The organism is Halorubrum sp. FL23 (assembly GCF_052439115.2).
Classification (GTDB): Archaea; Halobacteriota; Halobacteria; order Halobacteriales; family Haloferacaceae; genus Halorubrum; species Halorubrum persicum.
In genome coordinates, this window is the sequence record NZ_JBQVRO020000013.1 from 36,445 (window position 1) to 53,498 (window position 17,054).

Annotated in this window: 17 protein-coding genes and 1 pseudogene; 8 read left to right on the forward strand and 10 right to left on the reverse strand. The window is 53.7% G+C overall.

Annotation, left to right across the window (positions count from 1 at the left end; all coding sequences use genetic code 11):
- Positions 1–371: 371 nt before the first annotated feature.
- The 3 genes from ACT4MF_RS14730 to ACT4MF_RS14740 all read right to left on the reverse strand — a co-directional run bounded on the left by ACT4MF_RS14730 (position 372) and on the right by ACT4MF_RS14740 (position 3,837).
- On the reverse strand, positions 372–1,355 hold the full coding sequence (locus tag ACT4MF_RS14730) for a DUF3592 domain-containing protein (RefSeq protein ID WP_444683188.1): 984 nt from the start codon (positions 1,353–1,355) through the stop codon (positions 372–374).
- Positions 1,356–1,669: 314 nt separating this feature from the next.
- Positions 1,670–2,443, reverse strand: coding sequence for a DUF7847 domain-containing protein (locus ACT4MF_RS14735; RefSeq protein ID WP_444683189.1), 774 nt, complete (start codon positions 2,441–2,443; stop codon positions 1,670–1,672).
- A gap of 578 nt (positions 2,444–3,021) precedes the next feature.
- Positions 3,022–3,837: an IS5 family transposase gene (locus ACT4MF_RS14740; RefSeq protein ID WP_285253342.1), complete on the reverse strand. Its 816-nt coding sequence runs from the start codon at positions 3,835–3,837 to the stop codon at positions 3,022–3,024.
- Between the two features lie 106 nt (positions 3,838–3,943).
- Between ACT4MF_RS14740 and ACT4MF_RS14745 the strand changes: the two genes are divergently transcribed.
- The gene (locus ACT4MF_RS14745; RefSeq protein ID WP_444683190.1) at positions 3,944–4,462 is read left to right on the forward strand and encodes a DUF4013 domain-containing protein; all 519 of its coding nucleotides are present in this window, start codon (positions 3,944–3,946) and stop codon (positions 4,460–4,462) included.
- A gap of 73 nt (positions 4,463–4,535) precedes the next feature.
- Complete coding sequence (locus ACT4MF_RS14750; RefSeq protein ID WP_512053302.1) at positions 4,536–5,087, forward strand: hypothetical protein; 552 nt, start codon at positions 4,536–4,538, stop codon at positions 5,085–5,087.
- Here ACT4MF_RS14750 and ACT4MF_RS14755 read toward each other — a convergent pair whose 3' ends face one another.
- Positions 5,088–5,594, reverse strand: coding sequence for a GbsR/MarR family transcriptional regulator (locus ACT4MF_RS14755; RefSeq protein WP_444683192.1), 507 nt, complete (start codon positions 5,592–5,594; stop codon positions 5,088–5,090). It lies immediately after the preceding gene.
- 144 nt (positions 5,595–5,738) lie between these two features.
- Here ACT4MF_RS14755 and ACT4MF_RS14760 point away from each other — a divergent pair, with 144 nt between their 5' ends.
- From ACT4MF_RS14760 to ACT4MF_RS14770, 3 genes are all read left to right on the forward strand, one after another.
- Positions 5,739–6,083: an ArsR/SmtB family transcription factor gene (locus ACT4MF_RS14760; protein ID WP_444683193.1), complete on the forward strand. Its 345-nt coding sequence runs from the start codon at positions 5,739–5,741 to the stop codon at positions 6,081–6,083.
- Positions 6,084–6,233: 150 nt separating this feature from the next.
- Complete coding sequence (locus ACT4MF_RS14765; RefSeq protein WP_444683194.1) at positions 6,234–6,641, forward strand: hypothetical protein; 408 nt, start codon at positions 6,234–6,236, stop codon at positions 6,639–6,641.
- 709 nt (positions 6,642–7,350) lie between these two features.
- Positions 7,351–7,509 carry a hypothetical protein gene (locus ACT4MF_RS14770; RefSeq protein ID WP_444683195.1) on the forward strand — a complete coding sequence of 53 codons (159 nt, stop codon included), beginning with the start codon at positions 7,351–7,353 and terminating at the stop codon, positions 7,507–7,509.
- A 1,257-nt stretch (positions 7,510–8,766) separates the two neighbouring features.
- Here ACT4MF_RS14770 and ACT4MF_RS14775 read toward each other — a convergent pair.
- The 5 genes from ACT4MF_RS14775 to ACT4MF_RS14795 form a co-directional block, all read right to left on the reverse strand.
- Entirely contained in the window at positions 8,767–9,213 is a 447-nt protein-coding gene (locus ACT4MF_RS14775; RefSeq protein ID WP_444683196.1) for a DUF8162 family protein, read from the reverse strand.
- 706 nt (positions 9,214–9,919) lie between these two features.
- The gene (locus ACT4MF_RS14780) at positions 9,920–10,120 is read right to left on the reverse strand and encodes a helix-turn-helix transcriptional regulator (RefSeq protein WP_444683197.1); all 201 of its coding nucleotides are present in this window, start codon (positions 10,118–10,120) and stop codon (positions 9,920–9,922) included.
- 5 nt (positions 10,121–10,125) lie between these two features.
- A complete protein-coding gene (locus tag ACT4MF_RS14785; protein ID WP_444683198.1) occupies positions 10,126–10,554 on the reverse strand; it encodes a DUF2178 domain-containing protein in 429 nt (142 codons plus the stop codon).
- 183 nt (positions 10,555–10,737) lie between these two features.
- Positions 10,738–12,522 carry a serine hydrolase domain-containing protein gene (locus ACT4MF_RS14790; protein WP_444683199.1) on the reverse strand — a complete coding sequence of 595 codons (1,785 nt, stop codon included), beginning with the start codon at positions 12,520–12,522 and terminating at the stop codon, positions 10,738–10,740.
- Between the two features lie 376 nt (positions 12,523–12,898).
- On the reverse strand, positions 12,899–13,759 hold the full coding sequence (locus tag ACT4MF_RS14795) for a hypothetical protein (protein ID WP_444683200.1): 861 nt from the start codon (positions 13,757–13,759) through the stop codon (positions 12,899–12,901).
- 107 nt (positions 13,760–13,866) lie between these two features.
- On the opposite strand from ACT4MF_RS14795, the gene ACT4MF_RS14800 reads away from it, so the two are divergent.
- The 3 genes and pseudogenes from ACT4MF_RS14800 to ACT4MF_RS14810 all read left to right on the forward strand — a co-directional run bounded on the left by ACT4MF_RS14800 (position 13,867) and on the right by ACT4MF_RS14810 (position 15,399).
- Entirely contained in the window at positions 13,867–14,046 is a 180-nt protein-coding gene (locus ACT4MF_RS14800; protein ID WP_444683201.1) for a hypothetical protein, read from the forward strand.
- 742 nt (positions 14,047–14,788) lie between these two features.
- A pseudogene (locus tag ACT4MF_RS14805) lies at positions 14,789–14,886 on the forward strand (IS6 family transposase); the annotation flags it as partial.
- Positions 14,887–14,970: 84 nt separating this feature from the next.
- Complete coding sequence (locus ACT4MF_RS14810) at positions 14,971–15,399, forward strand: DUF5518 domain-containing protein (RefSeq protein WP_444683202.1); 429 nt, start codon at positions 14,971–14,973, stop codon at positions 15,397–15,399.
- 377 nt (positions 15,400–15,776) lie between these two features.
- Here ACT4MF_RS14810 and ACT4MF_RS14815 read toward each other — a convergent pair whose 3' ends face one another.
- Positions 15,777–16,889 carry a peptidase gene (locus ACT4MF_RS14815; RefSeq protein WP_444683204.1) on the reverse strand — a complete coding sequence of 371 codons (1,113 nt, stop codon included), beginning with the start codon at positions 16,887–16,889 and terminating at the stop codon, positions 15,777–15,779.
- Between the last annotated feature and the right edge of the window lie 165 nt (positions 16,890–17,054).

Consider the following 17,054-nt stretch of genomic DNA (forward strand, 5'->3'; position numbering starts at 1 on the left):
TTGAAACCCTTAGGAAGTGATACACTCTGACGATCGTGTTCAATACAGAGCAAATGCTTATCATCGGAATCGCTCAATGAAGTGATTAATGACTGACTGGGAGCGTGTGAGGCAGGGCCTCCGAGAGGAGGGCTATTCAGGATTCAAGTTTGACAGTGGAGAGACGGCTGTTCCGGGGTTATCTGGGGAATGGGTGACTAATGAGATTGCGCGCTAGGGACGGGTGAAACGAGATAAGCAACCGCTTTGGATACGGATTCTTGACGCTGTACCGGGTGGCGGTGGTGCTGTCGCTACCGACCCAGGGTATGCTCCCGAAAGCATACGAACGATAGCCGATCGACACGGATTAGATTCCTGTTGATTACTATTCAGAATATTAGCATCTGTGCGAGTGCACCGAGGAAAAAGAGTGCTACCAAGAACGCGACCCCGGTCTTTTGGATTCGCTTTCCATAGGCGTCGAGTTCGTAGTTGCCGATACAGATGGTGACAAGTCGCGTGAGATGCGTGAACGGGCTTGGCGGTCGCGGTTCCGGGATCCGCTCACGGAGTCGCTTGTATTCGGTGAACGACCAGACGCTGTAGAGCAACACTGCGATGACCAGCGTGATCGCCGCTAGAAATACAATCCCGAGTAGCACACCGGCCGGGTCTGTCAGTTCGACCTGTAGGTTGACTGGATAGTCACTTCCGGACACCGAGAAGATAAGAAGCGCTGCAACACTCACTACCGAGGCCGGTAGCACGAATAGTGCTATCTTGAGTAGCCGGATACTGAGGCTGTGGATCGTCTCTCGGTCGACACCGAACAGTGTTTGATACCGTGCTGAGGAGTATTCATGTTCGGAACGGATCCCTGTCTCAGACCCTGGTTTTCGCGCTCCGATTGCATTGAGCGAGGTAATGAGCAAACCGAGCCCACCGAGAGCGATGAATTCGAATGGACTTGTTATTGTCAGCCGCTCAAGGAATCCACCACTCGGGTCGGCGGAATCGACATATGCCGTTACCGTCTCACCTGCTTCATATTGCTCAATAGCTGACTGAGCGTCTGATCGCGTGTCATACGATTGGCTAATACTACCGGGGAACAGCTGGTCACCAGTATATTGGGTTCCTTGGAACTGGTAGGTAAACTCGATTTGAACGTAATATTCCGAGCCCCCGCGGCTCTCCGACTGGGTGACGGATGCTTCTTCAATCGTTGCTTCGACCGGCACAGCATCGTCGACCGCTTCTGACTGCTGAACGTAGTCATATCCGCCGAAGGTGATTCCCGTCAAGCAGACGAGCACGAGAATAACGGTTCCCTTCGTGACTCGAACCGGTGTGCCTCGAACAGTGAACTCCATTCACATGAACACCGTCACACTTTGTAGATGCAGTTTGGTCGGTTGCGTCGAAGCCAGGTACTGATGGGGGTGCTACTCCGCGTGTTTCAGTATTTGCGGGGTGACGATCACCTCAAGGACGGCAATCCCGAGTGCGACCCAACGGATCGTGCCCTCAAGGAAAGCGAATGCAATGAGGGCGATGACCGCGGCATTAACGAAACTTATACCATAGCGAATGGCTGGGCTGTCAAAGATGGAGGGCATCTGTGTGGTTTGATTCGGAGCACAATCTTATTCTTTTATACATTCCATCTAAGGGAAATCCACACTCATTAGCTCCCGATGCTATCGAGTGATTCAGAAACCCCACTCGTATCGACTCGATCTGGGCTGTCTCCTTGTACCTGTAGATAGGCTGCCGCAATTATTCCGTACAGCAGGACGAAGAGGATGCTATTGAACGCATTCACGATGAGCTCACCGACGATTGCTGCGTTGGTAAGATCGAAAAGTGTTCCCACGATGCCACTGGTGAACCCTATGACGCCAGCGAGGATTACGAGGACGGAGAGCTCCAATCGATTTCCACGCGAAAGTCCCCAACTCCGCTTGAGTCCGTCGATGATTCCTCGATCCTCGACACCGACTGCGAACGTGAAAAACAGGAAACTGACTGCGAGGAATATCCCCGGAATGAACAACAATACAAAACCGATCATAATCGTGGGACCGACAATGAGTCCGCCGACGAACAGCGACAGCGTGGCTCGCCCCATTCGCCGCGTGTAGAGATCACTCGGAAAGCTCGACAGTTCCTCTATCGGGCGTGTGAGTGCCCGTGAAAGAACGGCGAAATACGCGGAGCTGAGGACAACTGCTCCCACGAACAGGCCACCGGCAACAGTGCCCGAAACTGGGAGCGTCATGCCGAGGGCCGCTTCGATCTCGCCTGCCGGCCCGGCCGGGAAGACGCTAGTAACCGCCGTGTTGATCGACGCCTGTGTCAGTAACTGGAGTGCGAGAAACCCGACGAGCAGTATTCCCCCGGTGGGTGTGAGTATTCGCCTGATTCCATCACTGATCGCTTGCCCAAGTTGGAGGGTCATAGATTGGTTTGGGTGTCGACAGAGAATAAACACGGTGAAGACTCATATCGAATTTTAATACTTTCAGACTCTGCTCTTGTACTCAAAGAGTTGCCGCACACCAGTATACAACTCGTTCTAAGGACGCAGCAAGATGGAAATCAGCCGTAACATCGTGAGTGGGCCGCTGCTTTAATTCGATTTTGAGCTTCGGAGAGTGTTTTTATCACTGGTATCAACGTATAGTCTATGAGTTCTGAAGAGGCCGTTACAGAGAAGACGCCAGCCCCACCGACTGATGAGGAAGGCCTGCTCCGCTTTTCGTTGCTCTATCCGAGCCGTGATGGATGGCAGACAGTACTCGTCGGTGGAATCTTGTTCCTGTTTTGCCCTGTTGAACGCAAGACTGCGTCGGGGTAGGGTCAATAACTCACGGTTTCACAGCGTCAAAGAGCGGTTCTTGCGCTCAGAAGATGCAGTAACTGCCGCTGGCGGTGGTCGTCAAAGGGTCAAAACTATGGTACCTTGCTCCCTTGATCAGGTGACGACGGCGATGCCTCTCCCGGATACGTCCGGAGAAAGGGAGCAGGCGGCGAGCCCTAACTCGCCGCCTGCGTCAGGTTATGGACTATACACTTCCGAGTCAGCTCCCGGAACTGGCCGTGCCAGCTCCGGGAGCGGAGCTTCTCGCCGTCGTCTTCCTTCAACTGCGAGAAGCCCGTTTCACTCATCCAGCGTTGGTTGTAATCCTCGGTCATCCGGGCGTTGTGGGCCTTCTGCAACGGTGTTTGCTCCCTGTGTTTGATCAACGGTCGCGTTGAGTTCGAGCGACACTCCTCACGGAGTTCGCTCCACGAGTAGTTCGCGTCAGCAGACAATACACGCAGGTCTTCCGCGTTCCGGCGGAAGACCTGCATCCCGATGTGGCCGTCCCACGCCTTCTGTGTCGTGAAATGAACGTCTTTGATCGCTAGCGAGTTCACGTCGATCAAGATCGTCGTCTTCATCGACTGGAACGAGTAGTTCGCGCGGTCGCGGTAGTGGTAGCTGGTTTGATCGCGTTGAAAGCCGCTTGCGTCAATTGCGGCTTCACCACTCCAGCCCGCCTGCTCCGCGCTTCGGCGGAGCAGGCGGCGGAGTTCACGCATCCGGTACTCGTTTTCCCACCGACAAAACGAACTGTAGTGCGGTGCGTCGTCAAGATCAAACACGGCGAGGACGCCAGGCATCTCGTTGAGGTAATCTTCGGTCTCACGGAGACTCTTTTCGAGCTTGACGCGGAACAGAATCAATGCGATTTGCGTCCACTCGGCGTACCCGTCCGCGCCATCCGGCGCGGCGGGTACGTCCGGCTCATCAACGTGCTGTTTGGCAAGGTCTCGACACATCCAAGCAAGCCGTCTGAGCGATGCCATATCGCCAGACGGCGTCCAATTCCCGGTTAGCTTGACGGAATCCTTCCGTGAGAGCGTCTGAGATAGCCGTCACTCGGCGGCAAAACAAGGCATCCTGTTTTCTTGGTTGATCATCCCCCTATTAATCGCCGCAGGATATTTTGTCCGCCTGACTCAAGCAGCGGGTCGCGGCGATGTCGAGCCACCCACGTTCGATGACTGGTGGGATCTACTCGTCGACGGTGTGAAGCTTGTGTTCGTCTTGCTGCCTGGTACTCTCGTCTATGCACTAGCCATATTCCTCGCCGCAGAAATTTATGAACCGCTTGTGTTTCCCGTCGCTATCGCCGGCTTCTACGTGTATCCCAGCATCTATATGAACTATGCAGTCACCGGTGACTGGAAAACAGCCTACAACCCGTCGATCATCATCGAACAGCTCACCACAACCACGTATCTCTACGGGTTTCTGCTCTACGTGTTCGTTATCAACGGAATAGGCTCGATTGTTGTCACACTGTTGCTAGGAGCCTCTCTGTTAACGATCGTTGGATGGATCATCATCTGGCCGATGATCACCTTTTACTGGTATGGAATCGATGCGGCGCTTTGGGGATGTGTCTATAACCGTCTCGAAACAAGCTGAAAGCGCTTTTTGTAGGACCGAGGAATTCTCAAATATCGAAGTTACTTTCCTGACTCAACAGGTAGTACACACAATGGTCACCTATGAAGCGTTTGACCACGGCGTAGAGGTGAACGGTCAAACGGTCCTCACCATCGTCGAAAAGGCAATGGGACGCTTCTCTGAATCCTATCAGGACCGGGCGCTCCAAGCACTTGCTGGGGAAGGAATCACAGACCCGGATCCCGAGGAATGGTATCCCCAACAAACATGGTTGAATGCCTTCGAAACGATTGCAGAGGAATTACAGCCACACGTCCTCGATCGGCTTGGCGAACAACTTCCGGAAGTCGCCACATGGCCCAATGACTTCGATACCGTTCCCGAGGGACTCCAATCGATCAATGAGGCTTATCAACAGAATCATCGTGGTGGCGACATCGGCTATTATGAGTTTGAGCAGACGGAAGAGCAAGCTGGCAAACTCACGTGCTACAATCCATACCCCTGCCCGTTCGACCGAGGACTCATCCGTGGCGTTGCCAGACAGTACGCGTCTGTCGACGCGTTCGTCTTCATCGAGGAGACCGGTGAGATGTGTCGGCGTGACGGGGACGATACCTGTATCTACACCGTGTACTGGTGATTAGCGATCGGAGGATTCGAGAGCGTCCCGGAGTTCCGCGGCGGTGAAGTCCGACGCGAGCGTGACAATCTCTTGGAGATCCTCGTAGGTCTCTCGAAGCTCTTCGATCCGTTCGGTCTCGGTTTCACTATCGTCGGGAAGTTGTGCTTGCGCGCGTTGAGTCGTCCGTAGGGTCGTTTGTATCTCCCGTTGGACGTACTGTTGGAACACATCCTGTAGGATGAACCAAATTTCTCTCTCAGCCGTATACTGAACGCGCCGGCCGCCACCTTCCGAAGATCGACGATGGATCAGCCCAATTCGCGTTAACTTCCGCGTGACGTTGCTGATCGTCGATTTCGCGTAGCCAGTCTCGTCGACGAGTTCCGGGATCGAGAGTGGTTCTTCGGAGAAATATAACACACCATAGATGCGGCCTGCGCTCCGACTGAGACCGTAGACTTCTGCCGACTGCTCCATCGATTCAATAACGCGTTCGCGCGCAACGGCGCGATCGTCCTCACTCATGGGTGTATGTTGTCCTCACTACGTGATGAGTAATCTGTTGAGTCATACTTATATCATGAATTTCATAAGTATTAAATTGTTTGATTTGTTTGTTCGGAGCGTACCGAACAAGACGAATGACGAGTCTCCAAGCATACCAAATCAATGGCCAGCGCCCTTCCACACCAACCCCCAGTCACCCACGCTCCCAGTGAACAAACGAGCATCGTCGTTGACCGAGACGAGCCAACCGACGTACTCCAAGTCCTTTCATCCGAGTCAGCACAGGAGATCTTGGGGACCCTCAAATCGGAACCCAGAACAGCATCAGAGATCGCCAAGTCAGTCAACCAATCGGTACAGAACGTCTCATACCACCTCGACCGGCTTTGCGAAGCGGAACTTATCACGCCGATTGAAACGTGGTACTCCGAGAAAGGTCGAGAAATGACGGTATACGCTCTCGCCACCGAACAACTCGTCGTCCAATTCCACGACAGTGACGACTAACCCACTAGGTACGCTCGAAAGACGGACTGGACGATAGGATCTTGAATTATGCCTCAGTGGCTTTGGCGTAGTCCCCAACAGGTGATGAGTTTGGGTTGCTTACGGTCAATACCCGAAAGGAACGTACCAGCGCTGGATGTGGCCAAAGGTATGCAGCGCCGCCACGCTCTCCTCGGCGCGACCGCTGTGTTATCCGGTCTCACCGGCTGTATAGGTTCATTCACGTCGACCGTCTCGCTTAGAGAGGTGACTATCGAACTCCGGAACCCAGACGACAGAGCACGGACGTTCCACTACGCCCTCGAAACCGAAGATGGGATGATGGATTGGGAATCTCACCGTGTCGATCCGGATAGTGACGAGGAAGTAACGGTGACGCTAGACAAAATTATCTCCCCGGTCGCTTTACACGGAGCAGTGAAGGACTTTGCGGGGAGTGTTAATATTCTGGGTGTTGACGATCTCGAAGAGGATTATTGTCTCCGTTTCCACTTTTGGTCTTCTCATCCTTCTGATGAGCGCCCGCAGATGGCACTCGTCGCTGACATTGAGTGCTGACCGTAGATCTGTTCTTCAGACAAATTAGGCTCTGTTGGCTTTGTTGAAATCCTCAGCAGTAGATGGTTTCATGCCCACAATCGCTCAGTCCAGGAGACAATCAGCCGAAAATTCGAATTGAGTGGCGATCTCGGTGAGTTGAATCTGAGTTAGTGACTCACGACTAACATCATGAAGTCTGTCGTGTTGTCTATGATCCGCTCGACATGGCCGTTTAGCCGATTACCCGTTGGCGAGCGACTGCGGTGAGAGTCCACAAGAACGACCACAGGAACAGCAACGTTATGAGCAGTCCCGTCGGAGCCAGCGCTCCGAACGGGCTCATGAGTTCAGCCAATATCGGAAGCAAGAGCAGAAAGATGACCCCGGCTGAGATACCCCCACCCAGACACTCGAGGAGTGGCCAGACTACAGTCTCACCCGGCTTGCTATCGTGAACCGAGCGGAAATACGACTCCCCTTCCGCGTTGATTGGTGTGGTCATACATACCACTCAGGCTAATCTACATGTTTAATTGTTATAAATATACCGGCCAAACGGTGCGTAAGTCTGATGGGCTCTGTTGAAATCCTCAGGAAATGACAACTTCTGACCTGGGCGTGGTCAATACAGGGAACTCATTATCCGAGCAGATCTCCCAATCTCGATATAGTATGAGGTCGGCTAGGATGCCGAGAGATTATTTGTAATGAACAGAACACAATTGATATGAGCGCAAACAAGAGTATCATCGGTCTTCAAGTATCAATACTCGGCTTGGCGGTAGCTAACTTCTACGCAGGATCGTCATTATTTGGGTTTTTAGTGCCAGTTGCTCTCCTATTATACGGCTCATATCTCGTTGGGACTAACGAATTTGACCGTTGAGAAGCAAGATACGCACTCTTCAGCGACTAGCTGTTTCAGACGAGAAAAAGTCTGCAGAATGGGCTTTCAACAGAGCCACCTATCGAGAAACGACCTTAGAGAGACGGCGGTCAACTTCCCATCCTACAGCCAAAGCTAAGAACATGACCAACACGCCAAGCCAATTGAACGGTGGCCGTTGAGTGAAGACGAGTATAACCCCGACTCCGAAGAGAACCCACCGTGTCCGCTCCCGAGCTGCTTCAAACCGGTAATGAGAGATGAGCAATACGGTAAGTAGGATTCCACCAATTAGACCAGCTAATATGGGCTTCGAGATCATTACACCAGTGACTGACAGTGTCGGTAATTGAAGCGTGACCACGGCTCCGAATACAGTGAGTAAGATAATGAGTAAGGAATTAAGAGCGGTTGATTTGCTTAGGTACACGGATAGGTGTCGATTGGTGTGTAATGATATAGTTATTTGCTTGAAGTCTTCTTTGTCTAGAATGGTCATCTCGCAGCTCTCATCGATCGGCTGTTTCAGGCGATGATATATTTGAAAAATAGGATTTCAACAGAGCGGCTCTGTTGGAGTCCTCAAAAAGTGATAAATCTTGCCCGGTCGCGGTCAATACCGAGGATACAAGCGTAGTTTAACCCCGTCTCGCTTGTGGATAATCAAGATAAAAATCCAAGAGAAATCTACTGAACTGCCTCGCTAATAGCCTTGACGAACTCGTCGGTGCGTTGTGATCCGATGAGAATTGAACGCCCGTTCTTTCGTTCGATCCAGACCCCCTGACTGCCACTGACATTATATGCGATCTTCCCGGGTACCCAACGGATTCCCCACCCACCGAACTCACGAAGAGGGCCGTACTGTTTGGACTCGTACTGTTCAATCTCCGACCACGGAATGTGACGGAACGACCGGTGAATAGGCCACATTTTGAAATAAATGCCGTCGATTCTAACTTCCGTGTGGAGACGAAGACTGTAGAGTAGTCCAGCGACCCCACCGACGATGGCGAGTCCACCCCACGAGATAGGCCCTAATACAAGCATGAGAAGGGCAACACCCCCAAGAAGTCCCCATATCCACGGTTGGCGAAACCGCTGTACTTCATGAAACTGTGGATCTCCTTCCATATATGAGTTGTTCAAAATTGTCGATGTACCGTAATATATTCTCCGGACATTGAGACACGACCGTGTCAGACACATCTTATAATTTGTACGACTATCGGAACACTCCTTGAGCTGGTAGGGCTCTCATCCAGTTGGGAGCGCGAGGATAAACGCGAAGAACGCTAATGGGATGACGAAGACTGCGGCGTACCAGAGTGCCACGGTGACGAGTAACAGCCACGTGCCGAGTCCGTAGTTGGTTGGATCCCAATCAATGCCCATCCGCGGTAAGCCGATGACCGAAGTCAGAGGTAGCATACCCACGTATACAATCGTGAGTACGAACGCCATATCCAGCAGTGCATTCGAGAGAGCGGCACCCTCTGTACTCGTTGTCGTGAAAATGATTCCAGTACCAATCCCGAATGGAATCGACAGCGCGATAGCGACAAGAAGATAGCTTGCGATCGTGGATCGTGATGGTGGTAATCCGTCGAATAACGAACGGATTCGGCTGCTGAGTAGGATTGGGCTCCACAGGACTGCAGCGACGAGTCCGGGCCCGAAGGCGAGAGCAAGCGTGTCGAACATCGATACGGTACGATCAACACACTAATGCCTCAAAACCGTACAGAAGACTCAAAACGAATTTTGAACAATTGTTCCGCTATCGGTTATTCCTACGAGAGCAAGAGCTACCAATACACAGTGTACACGCAGGAATCTCCGTGTTCACGTCGGCATTCTTCACCTGTCTCCTCAATGAAAACGAATCGTTCGACTGGCGCAAATTGCTGTGTGACGGCACGGATAATTCCCCGATCGAATGGGCAAGGATACGGGTTTTTACACCGAACCGTGCCCACATTGTCGTCGGTTTCTGTGACCCGATAGTAGCCGATCTCACCCCCTCGGTGATTCCGTTGGTATGCGACGTTGATCGACCGGAGCGCGTCTTCGACTGTTGAGAGTCCTGTCGGCCACTCGGCAGTCTCTGGGATCTGTTCTCCGATTCGGTCCAACAGATGCGGTTCCAACTTTGTAGCAAGTACGTCGAACGCGTCCAACCACGCCTGCTGGGAGTACCATTCGCCTGGTTTTGGGTCATCGATACCGTTGTCCGCGAGTGCGTCACGGACCTGCCGCTGGTACGTCTCGGAGAAGCGACTTACCCCCTCAAGCATCGCAAGGATCGTCTGACCGTTTATTTCTACGTCACGGTCCAGTACGTTGTATTGACTCATTTTCGGGAGTTTGTTATGTGTTGTCTCTTTTCATAGTCGCCTGAATCTTACGTTTAGTCGGTCTCTTCGGGCTGGAAGATGTCCTCGATATGGCACTCGAAGTGCGCCGCGAGTTCGAACGCGAGATCGAGCGACGGGTCGTATCGATCGCGCTCGATGGCGTTAATGGTCTGTCGAGTGACGCCGACTGCCTCGGCCAACTCACCTTGGCTGAGCCCTTCTGCCTCACGTCGCCGTGGAAGGTCATTCTTCATTATGGTTACCGCCGTTTGACGATTCCGTAGGCGACACCCCACAGTAGAAAGAGTCCCGAAGCAAGCAGTATCGCACCGGACACTTCTGGTGGCGGATCGATACGTCCCGCGGCTTCAAGCACGTAGAGGGCGGGGATGACGGAGAGTCCGAGCACGAACAGGACGCCGAGCGTCAAGCCGCTTGCACGGTTGTACAGTTCCGTGTCGCGCTCGTCTTGGAGCGGTACGTCGGTCAGTTTCGGGGCGAGGACCGTGATTCCACTACCGATCCACGCACCCCCACAGTAGATGATTGTTCCGAGGAGTTCTCGTCCCGTGACTATACCAGCAAGTAATCCGACGATCGCTATAGCGAAGATGGCGTACACGACGCGGTAGTACACACGCCGGGCTTGCCCTGATTCATCTGTTCCGGGGGTTAGTGTGTCAAGCATCCTTTACAGTAAAGAATACTTTACACCATATAAAAACTTTGCTTACAGAATTGCACTATTCAGGCCCGTGTACTGCGAGGAGACACTAACCGGCCAGTCGTTCTCGAACACGAAGACTAGCAGCTAAACTAACTCATAAGGTGGAAGCTACGGTTCAACCGCCGAAAGATGGTAGGTGTCTTGTCACCCCATCCGGATCCACAGCAAATTCCAATACTGTAGGAGCCAGTACAAGACGCTCGTCGCGCCAACAACCGCCGAGTAGTGTACACGAGTGACCAGCGACCAGTCGTCGCGGAGCCACGCACGAGCTGCGTAGCCGACTGCGCCAACGGTGGCGAGGACTCCCAGCGTCGGTACCACGAACACGACCTCGAACCACGCGGGCGGACGATTGAACAGCGTCGGCCTGTCCATTGATGTCACGGCGACGGAGACACCGATGAAGACGAGAACGAACAGCAAGAGCCCGGCAAGGCCTGCGCCAGCTACCCATCGAGCGCGAGTAACGGATTGTGGTGGTGACTCACCACCGCGATACCAACGCCACCCACGGCCTGCCGGCCACCCCACCAACCCAGTCAGTGCGATGACCGAAGCCGCTACCGTTAGCCACCCCTGTACTGACAACTGCTCGTGGTAGCCGATCTGCTCGTACGCGCTCAATCCGCTCAGTAAGTGGGTCACGTCACCATCCGCCTCACGGAACAGCAACGTCGAGGAAGACTCGACGTGCTCGAAGACGAGCGGTTCAACTTCGACCCATTCGTCAGTCCTGTCTCCCTGTTCAGTCACAAGCCGCCCGTCATCAGCGATTCTGACATCGACTGGTTGGCCCGTGAGCAGGCCGTAGACGAGCTTCTCGGCACTGACGGTGTCGGTCGTGTTCACCGACCGGTACCGGCCTTCGAGTTCGTCGGCACGCTCGGGTATCCCGTCAGGCGTCCGTTGCGCTCCGCTCGAATCGACGGGTGCGAACTGGTCGAGTAGAGCGTCGACGACTTCCTGCTTCGCACTGGATGCTTCGTTTCCGTGGGCGACGACGAAGAGGCCGACATCTTCCTCTGGGATCAGTGCGAACTCAGTGGCGAACTGTGGGACACTGCCGCCGTGACGCACTAGTCGAGTATCACCACGCGATCGCTCGAAGAATCCGAACGCCATCCCATCGACCCGTTCGTGCGGGGTGAACCACTGTTGGTGCATCGAGTCGACCGCGCTCTCCGAGAGAATCCGTTCGCCGTCGACGACACCACTGTGTAGATGTGCTTGGAGCAACCGCGCCATGTCTTTCCCGGTCGTGTGAAGCCCAGATGCGGGCGACACGTCGGAGTAGAAACTCACAACGTCTTCGACGGCCCTTCCCTCGGCGGGCACGAGATCGGGCGGGGCGGGTTGGAACGTGCTGTTCGACATGCCTAGCGGCGCGAACACATTATCCGTGACGAACGACCCGAAGCGTTGTCCTGAAATGTCCGCGATCAGCTGTCCGGTGAGTGCGGCGGCATAGTTGGTGTACTGGTGGAGTTCGCCGGGCGGGCGGACACGCGCGGGTACGTCCGTTGACACCGACTCAGCGAGCGGCCGGATGTACTCAGGCTTGCGTGCCGAGTCGCCTCGTCCACGGACTTCGAATCCCGGCGTGTGGGTGGCGAGGTGTTCAAGTGTGATCGGTTCATCGTACGTTTCGGGAAGATCGACGGTTTCGAGGTGGTCATCTACCGGTGCGTCTGGTGTGATGTCCCCGCGATCAACGACCTGCATCGCAGCCGTCCAGGTGGCGACCTTTGAGACGGAGCCGACGCGAAAGAGCGTCTCATCAGCTCGAACCGGGACATCCTCGCTTCGAAAAGCGTGGCCGTAGCCGCTCGTGTGAACCTCATCGCCGTCGACGACGGCGACCGTCAACCCACCCGCATCATGGTCAGCTAACGCACGGGTGGCCGCGTCGTCGATGAGCGTATCCACGCTGGTCGTCTGAGTCGGTTCGGTCGAACCACTGGCGAGACCGCTGGCCGCAACGGCGGTACCAGCGCCAACGGCCGCGGACCGCGCCAGGAATCCGCGTCGTGAGAGTGTGGAGGGCATCGGTGGGAGCGTGTGAAAGACAGTTCACGCCGTAAAAGGCGGGACGAATCGTCTGATTGAGCGTGTACCAGCGTTGCTCTGGTGAAGACGGACGACCGGCTATCGTGGATCGAGACGGCCATAATGCCGTTTGCGATCTGGTAGCCACATCGTGGGTCCGCTTTCGCTCCTTCGTCACGGGTATATTGGTGTCAAGCACACTTTACAGTAAAGCTCGCTTTCCATTCAATATGAATCTTTCCTTTCAGGATCGGTATCAGATTGAGCCAACGAGGGTGAGAGATCCAAGCGCAACCGCTAATCCCAGCGCTGCGACGACGAGGTCGATTCCCCATCGAAGCAACCAGTCCCGTACCCGTGTTCCCTCTGGTCGGATCCCAAACCGGACCGAGAAGTGCCGAACGATCACGACCCAAGTGACGAGAACGAATCCGAACAGAAACGGCCACACCTCAATTCCGAGGCGAACCTGTACGACGTAGATTGGGAGTACGCCGATCAAAACCGGCGTTGTTGCGATCCGAGCAGCAACACGGAGCGGTCGGCGCTCCGGCGTCGGACGATCGCCGGGCGTCAATTCAGGGACTGACACGCCACACGATCGAAAGCTGGCCACAATTTCGCTCACCCGCCCGCGCGGTACGAGAAGCCCTTCCGGTTTCGTGACAGTAGTGGTCCGATAGCAGAGTCGAACGGCAACGATCGGGCCGAGTGGAATCAATTGAAGCGCGTCCACCGTGTTGAGGTCGACCGTCCGTTCGTCAGTACCGGTGGCCGCTGCAAACTGTGTAGTCTCTGGATCGTCGAATTCAGGCCTGATCGTTAATGTGCGCTTCTCGGGATTGAGCCGGTAATGGTGTGTCTTGAATCCCGCACTCGAAAACCACACCATCAACCACAGGCACGCACAGACGATCACGTACGCGATAGCCGCCCGGGGGCCGAAGACGGTTATTGAACCGAGAATCGCAAGCGGTAGCACGATGAAAAAGCCGCCCCAGATCACAGGATGCATCGTGACGATGAACGCTGCCATCCGGTGCGGAAGCCGATGAATACCGTGTAGGTCCGTCTCCCAGCTGAGACCAGATGCTCGCTCGATGTGAGTGGAGGGCATAGCGGACTACTCAGGGGACATCGAGTTAGAAGTAGTGGTACAGTTACTATTTCGCCGTCCCCTAGCGATCAAGAGGTTTTTCATCCCTAGAGTTATCTGTCAACAATATGTTCGATACAGACAAGCGTACGTATTTTATTGCTGTTGGAACGTTCACATTCGTCGTTGCAGCGGTCACTGTAATCGAATCGATGAGCGTAAAGTTCCAGTCCGTTGACCCGGCATTGACGTTTGTCGGAGCGATAGTGAGTGCTGTTCTTGTTACAGCGGTGGTAGAAAAAGGTTGACAGCAATACTCCGATGCGTCGTTGTAGATAGAGGGATAGCACAACAGAAGATAATATATGAATTCTGTCACAATTTGCCGTACTGGGCAGTGTTCAGATAAGAATGCCGTTGTTGGTGAATCTCAGTATTCAGCTTAACCTTGCTAGACTATTTTTTCTGAATACTGTCTTATTATTGAAACATTAGATGTTGAGCGAGCATGATCCACCGTTCACAACTGGGCTCACAAGGCAGATCTACAGTCGGAAGTGGGTCAGCCGGCTCTGTTGTAATCCTTTTCTTCTAACATTTATTCGTCTGAAACAGCCGGTCGCTGAAGAGTGTGACTACTGTTATAGAGGTCATTCATCTTCTGCTTTCGGTAGCTCACGGCGATTAGCAAGGTAATAAAATAATACGATGAAACCGGCTGTCGGCACCATAATCCCAAGTTCGTATTTAACGGGCTGTTTGAGGCCGAGCCGCTTCGCGTCGTATCGAACGAGCAGCGAGATAGGCAACTGTAGGAAGATGATGAGAGCCAACAGCCAAAGGACCAGATTAGTCATTAGATTTCAATTCCCTATTCGAAGAGTGTAGTTCAATAAATTGTAACTTCATAACCGACGTGATGTTCTCTCTATACTTAAACAGAAAATAATCCCGATTGTAAAACGGACTGTGATTTGTGGGGTAAATCCTCTATACTGACCACAGCCAGTCAGAATGTGTCACTTCCTGAATATTTCAACAGAGCCGGTCAGCCCGAAACACGTTGCGGTTGACGAGACCGTGATCCAACTCGGCTAGAGCGGTATTGGCTGTACGCCGCGATCGACCCAGAGACAAACAAATTACTATCAGATACCCGATTCGAATAGATAACTTCGAGATTCGTTTGAGCCAACAGAGCGAATATATGCTTCTTTTTTGAATTAGTCAGTATGGATCTAGATTGGTTGTTCGACGAGAATTTGCCAACGTATGTGTATGCGCTTTTCGGCGGCGTGGTCGGTATTCTGATAGTGACTGCACATAATCTGTTCATCGGGGCAGAATCGTATTATCACCTCTCCGGAGTGATTGTCGGCAGTGGATTCGCCGGGCTTCTCGCCGCGAACGGATCAGGGCATTTCAAACGAGCCGGAATAGGTGCCGGCATCCTCGGAACGATTCCCGCCTTTGCGTGGTCATCTGACTTTCTCCGGAGCTGGTTTATTACGTCGGCTTCCGAAGGTGGGCAGGCATTTGCGGTTGTGCTTCTATGTCTTCTTACTCTTGCCACGGGTATGTTGGGAGCCCTGATCGGCGTATTCGGTGGTTTCTTCGGCGGATGGATCGCTAAGAAAATCAATCCAGAGATCAGTGGATGAGATTTCAAAAATAGGTTCCAAGACTCATTCCGATTGCAGTACCGGTGGCGATCTTTGCACAGGTTTGCCAAGACTGTGAGCTGAAACCATAGAAGAGGAATCCAACGGGGACTGATCCGAGCGCCGCCGCAGTCCAATCTGGAACATGCTGAGATGGATTCACCCAGAGGTAGAGTACAGTAATAACGACACCCCCAACGAAGGCTAAGATACGGTCCCACTGAAACTCGGACCAGTTTGGCCCGTCATATGGTGTATTTCTTTCGAGCAGGTCACGCTTTGAGGGCATGCTTAGAACCCCGTTTTCTTACATATGTATTTCATGTGGTACATCAGTTGGTATCGTACAAATGGTATCTCAACTCTCTGAGCGACTTCTATCGATCGCCGGCTGTGCGAAGCCGATCGATTCGGTCCCCGAGAGCGACCTTGATGGAGAGCGGGTTCGGGATCCGCCTTCGTGTTGGTTCTAAGGCGTGCATGTCGGCGTACTCGGTAAGCGCATCAGCGACGGTTGTCTTCCCGACCTGTTCGGCAGCGTACTCGTCAGCGGCGCGGATTCGTCGACGGCCAAGCCAAAACCCGATAAGAACCACTCCAAGTGAAAGTCCGAGCAACGGCCACCGTGGTCCGATACCCATGACTGACGCGATGAGTGCGACACTCGCAACGAGGACAGTACCAAGCCTGATCTCGAAAACGTGGGTCCGACGTTTACCTGCCTCGATTGCAAGCAGCGCGGTGGCTGTCTCATCGTCGAATACATCGAGAAATGTACTTGTGACGAAGAGGCGTCGGTAGTTCGGTGGCCCGCGAACGACTGTACTCGCCGTTTCTTCGTTTTCAGTTTCGAGGATTCGGATGTCTCGTACATTGAGGCCTGCCCGTGAACAGAGCTGTTCGACTCGATCGGCACGCTCCCCAGTTGGTGTCGAAGTCGAACGAAGTACCGGGATCAGCCACGGGGACACGTATAGCATACCAAGTATGAGACTGACGAGAGCGAGAACGAAGACAAGTGGTGACGACGCAAGCGAGAACACTTGCAACGGTGCGAGTACGACCGTCAGAACGGCGCTAAGCCCGACGACGTACCGCGTCATCTTGCTGATCGCGGTGCTGGTAGCAAGCTCGACATCACGTACGTCGCGGACGCCACGTACCGTCGGGAGATACGAAACAAGCCAGATACACCCAGCTGCGAGGAATGTGACGAACTGCGAGAGCACTCCGTCCAGCAGTTCCGGACTAGCGGGAAGCGCCGTGAGGAACGCAGCCCCAGACCCAGTGAGGGCTAACACGGCGTAGGAGAGTAATACATACGGGAAGAGCACGACTCCATACAGCAACCGGTACTTTCCAACGGGATTTCGAAGACGGCGAACCACGACGGTACCAACGATTCCGATGAGGCCGCCGATGAGCGCAAGTCCAACAAATGCGGCGACCGCAGCACTAAGCGAGGGTGGGGTGGCTTGGAGGGCAGCCATACTGGTATCTTCCAGAAACACGCACTAAAATCACCGCTATTGATTGGAAACGATACTCGTTTCTCAAATCAAATTTTGAACGTTCCGGAGATTGACACCGTCTGCTCTTCAATGCCGTATATGGCCCTCTACAGACACTTGCTCAGTGCTCGAACAGCACCAACA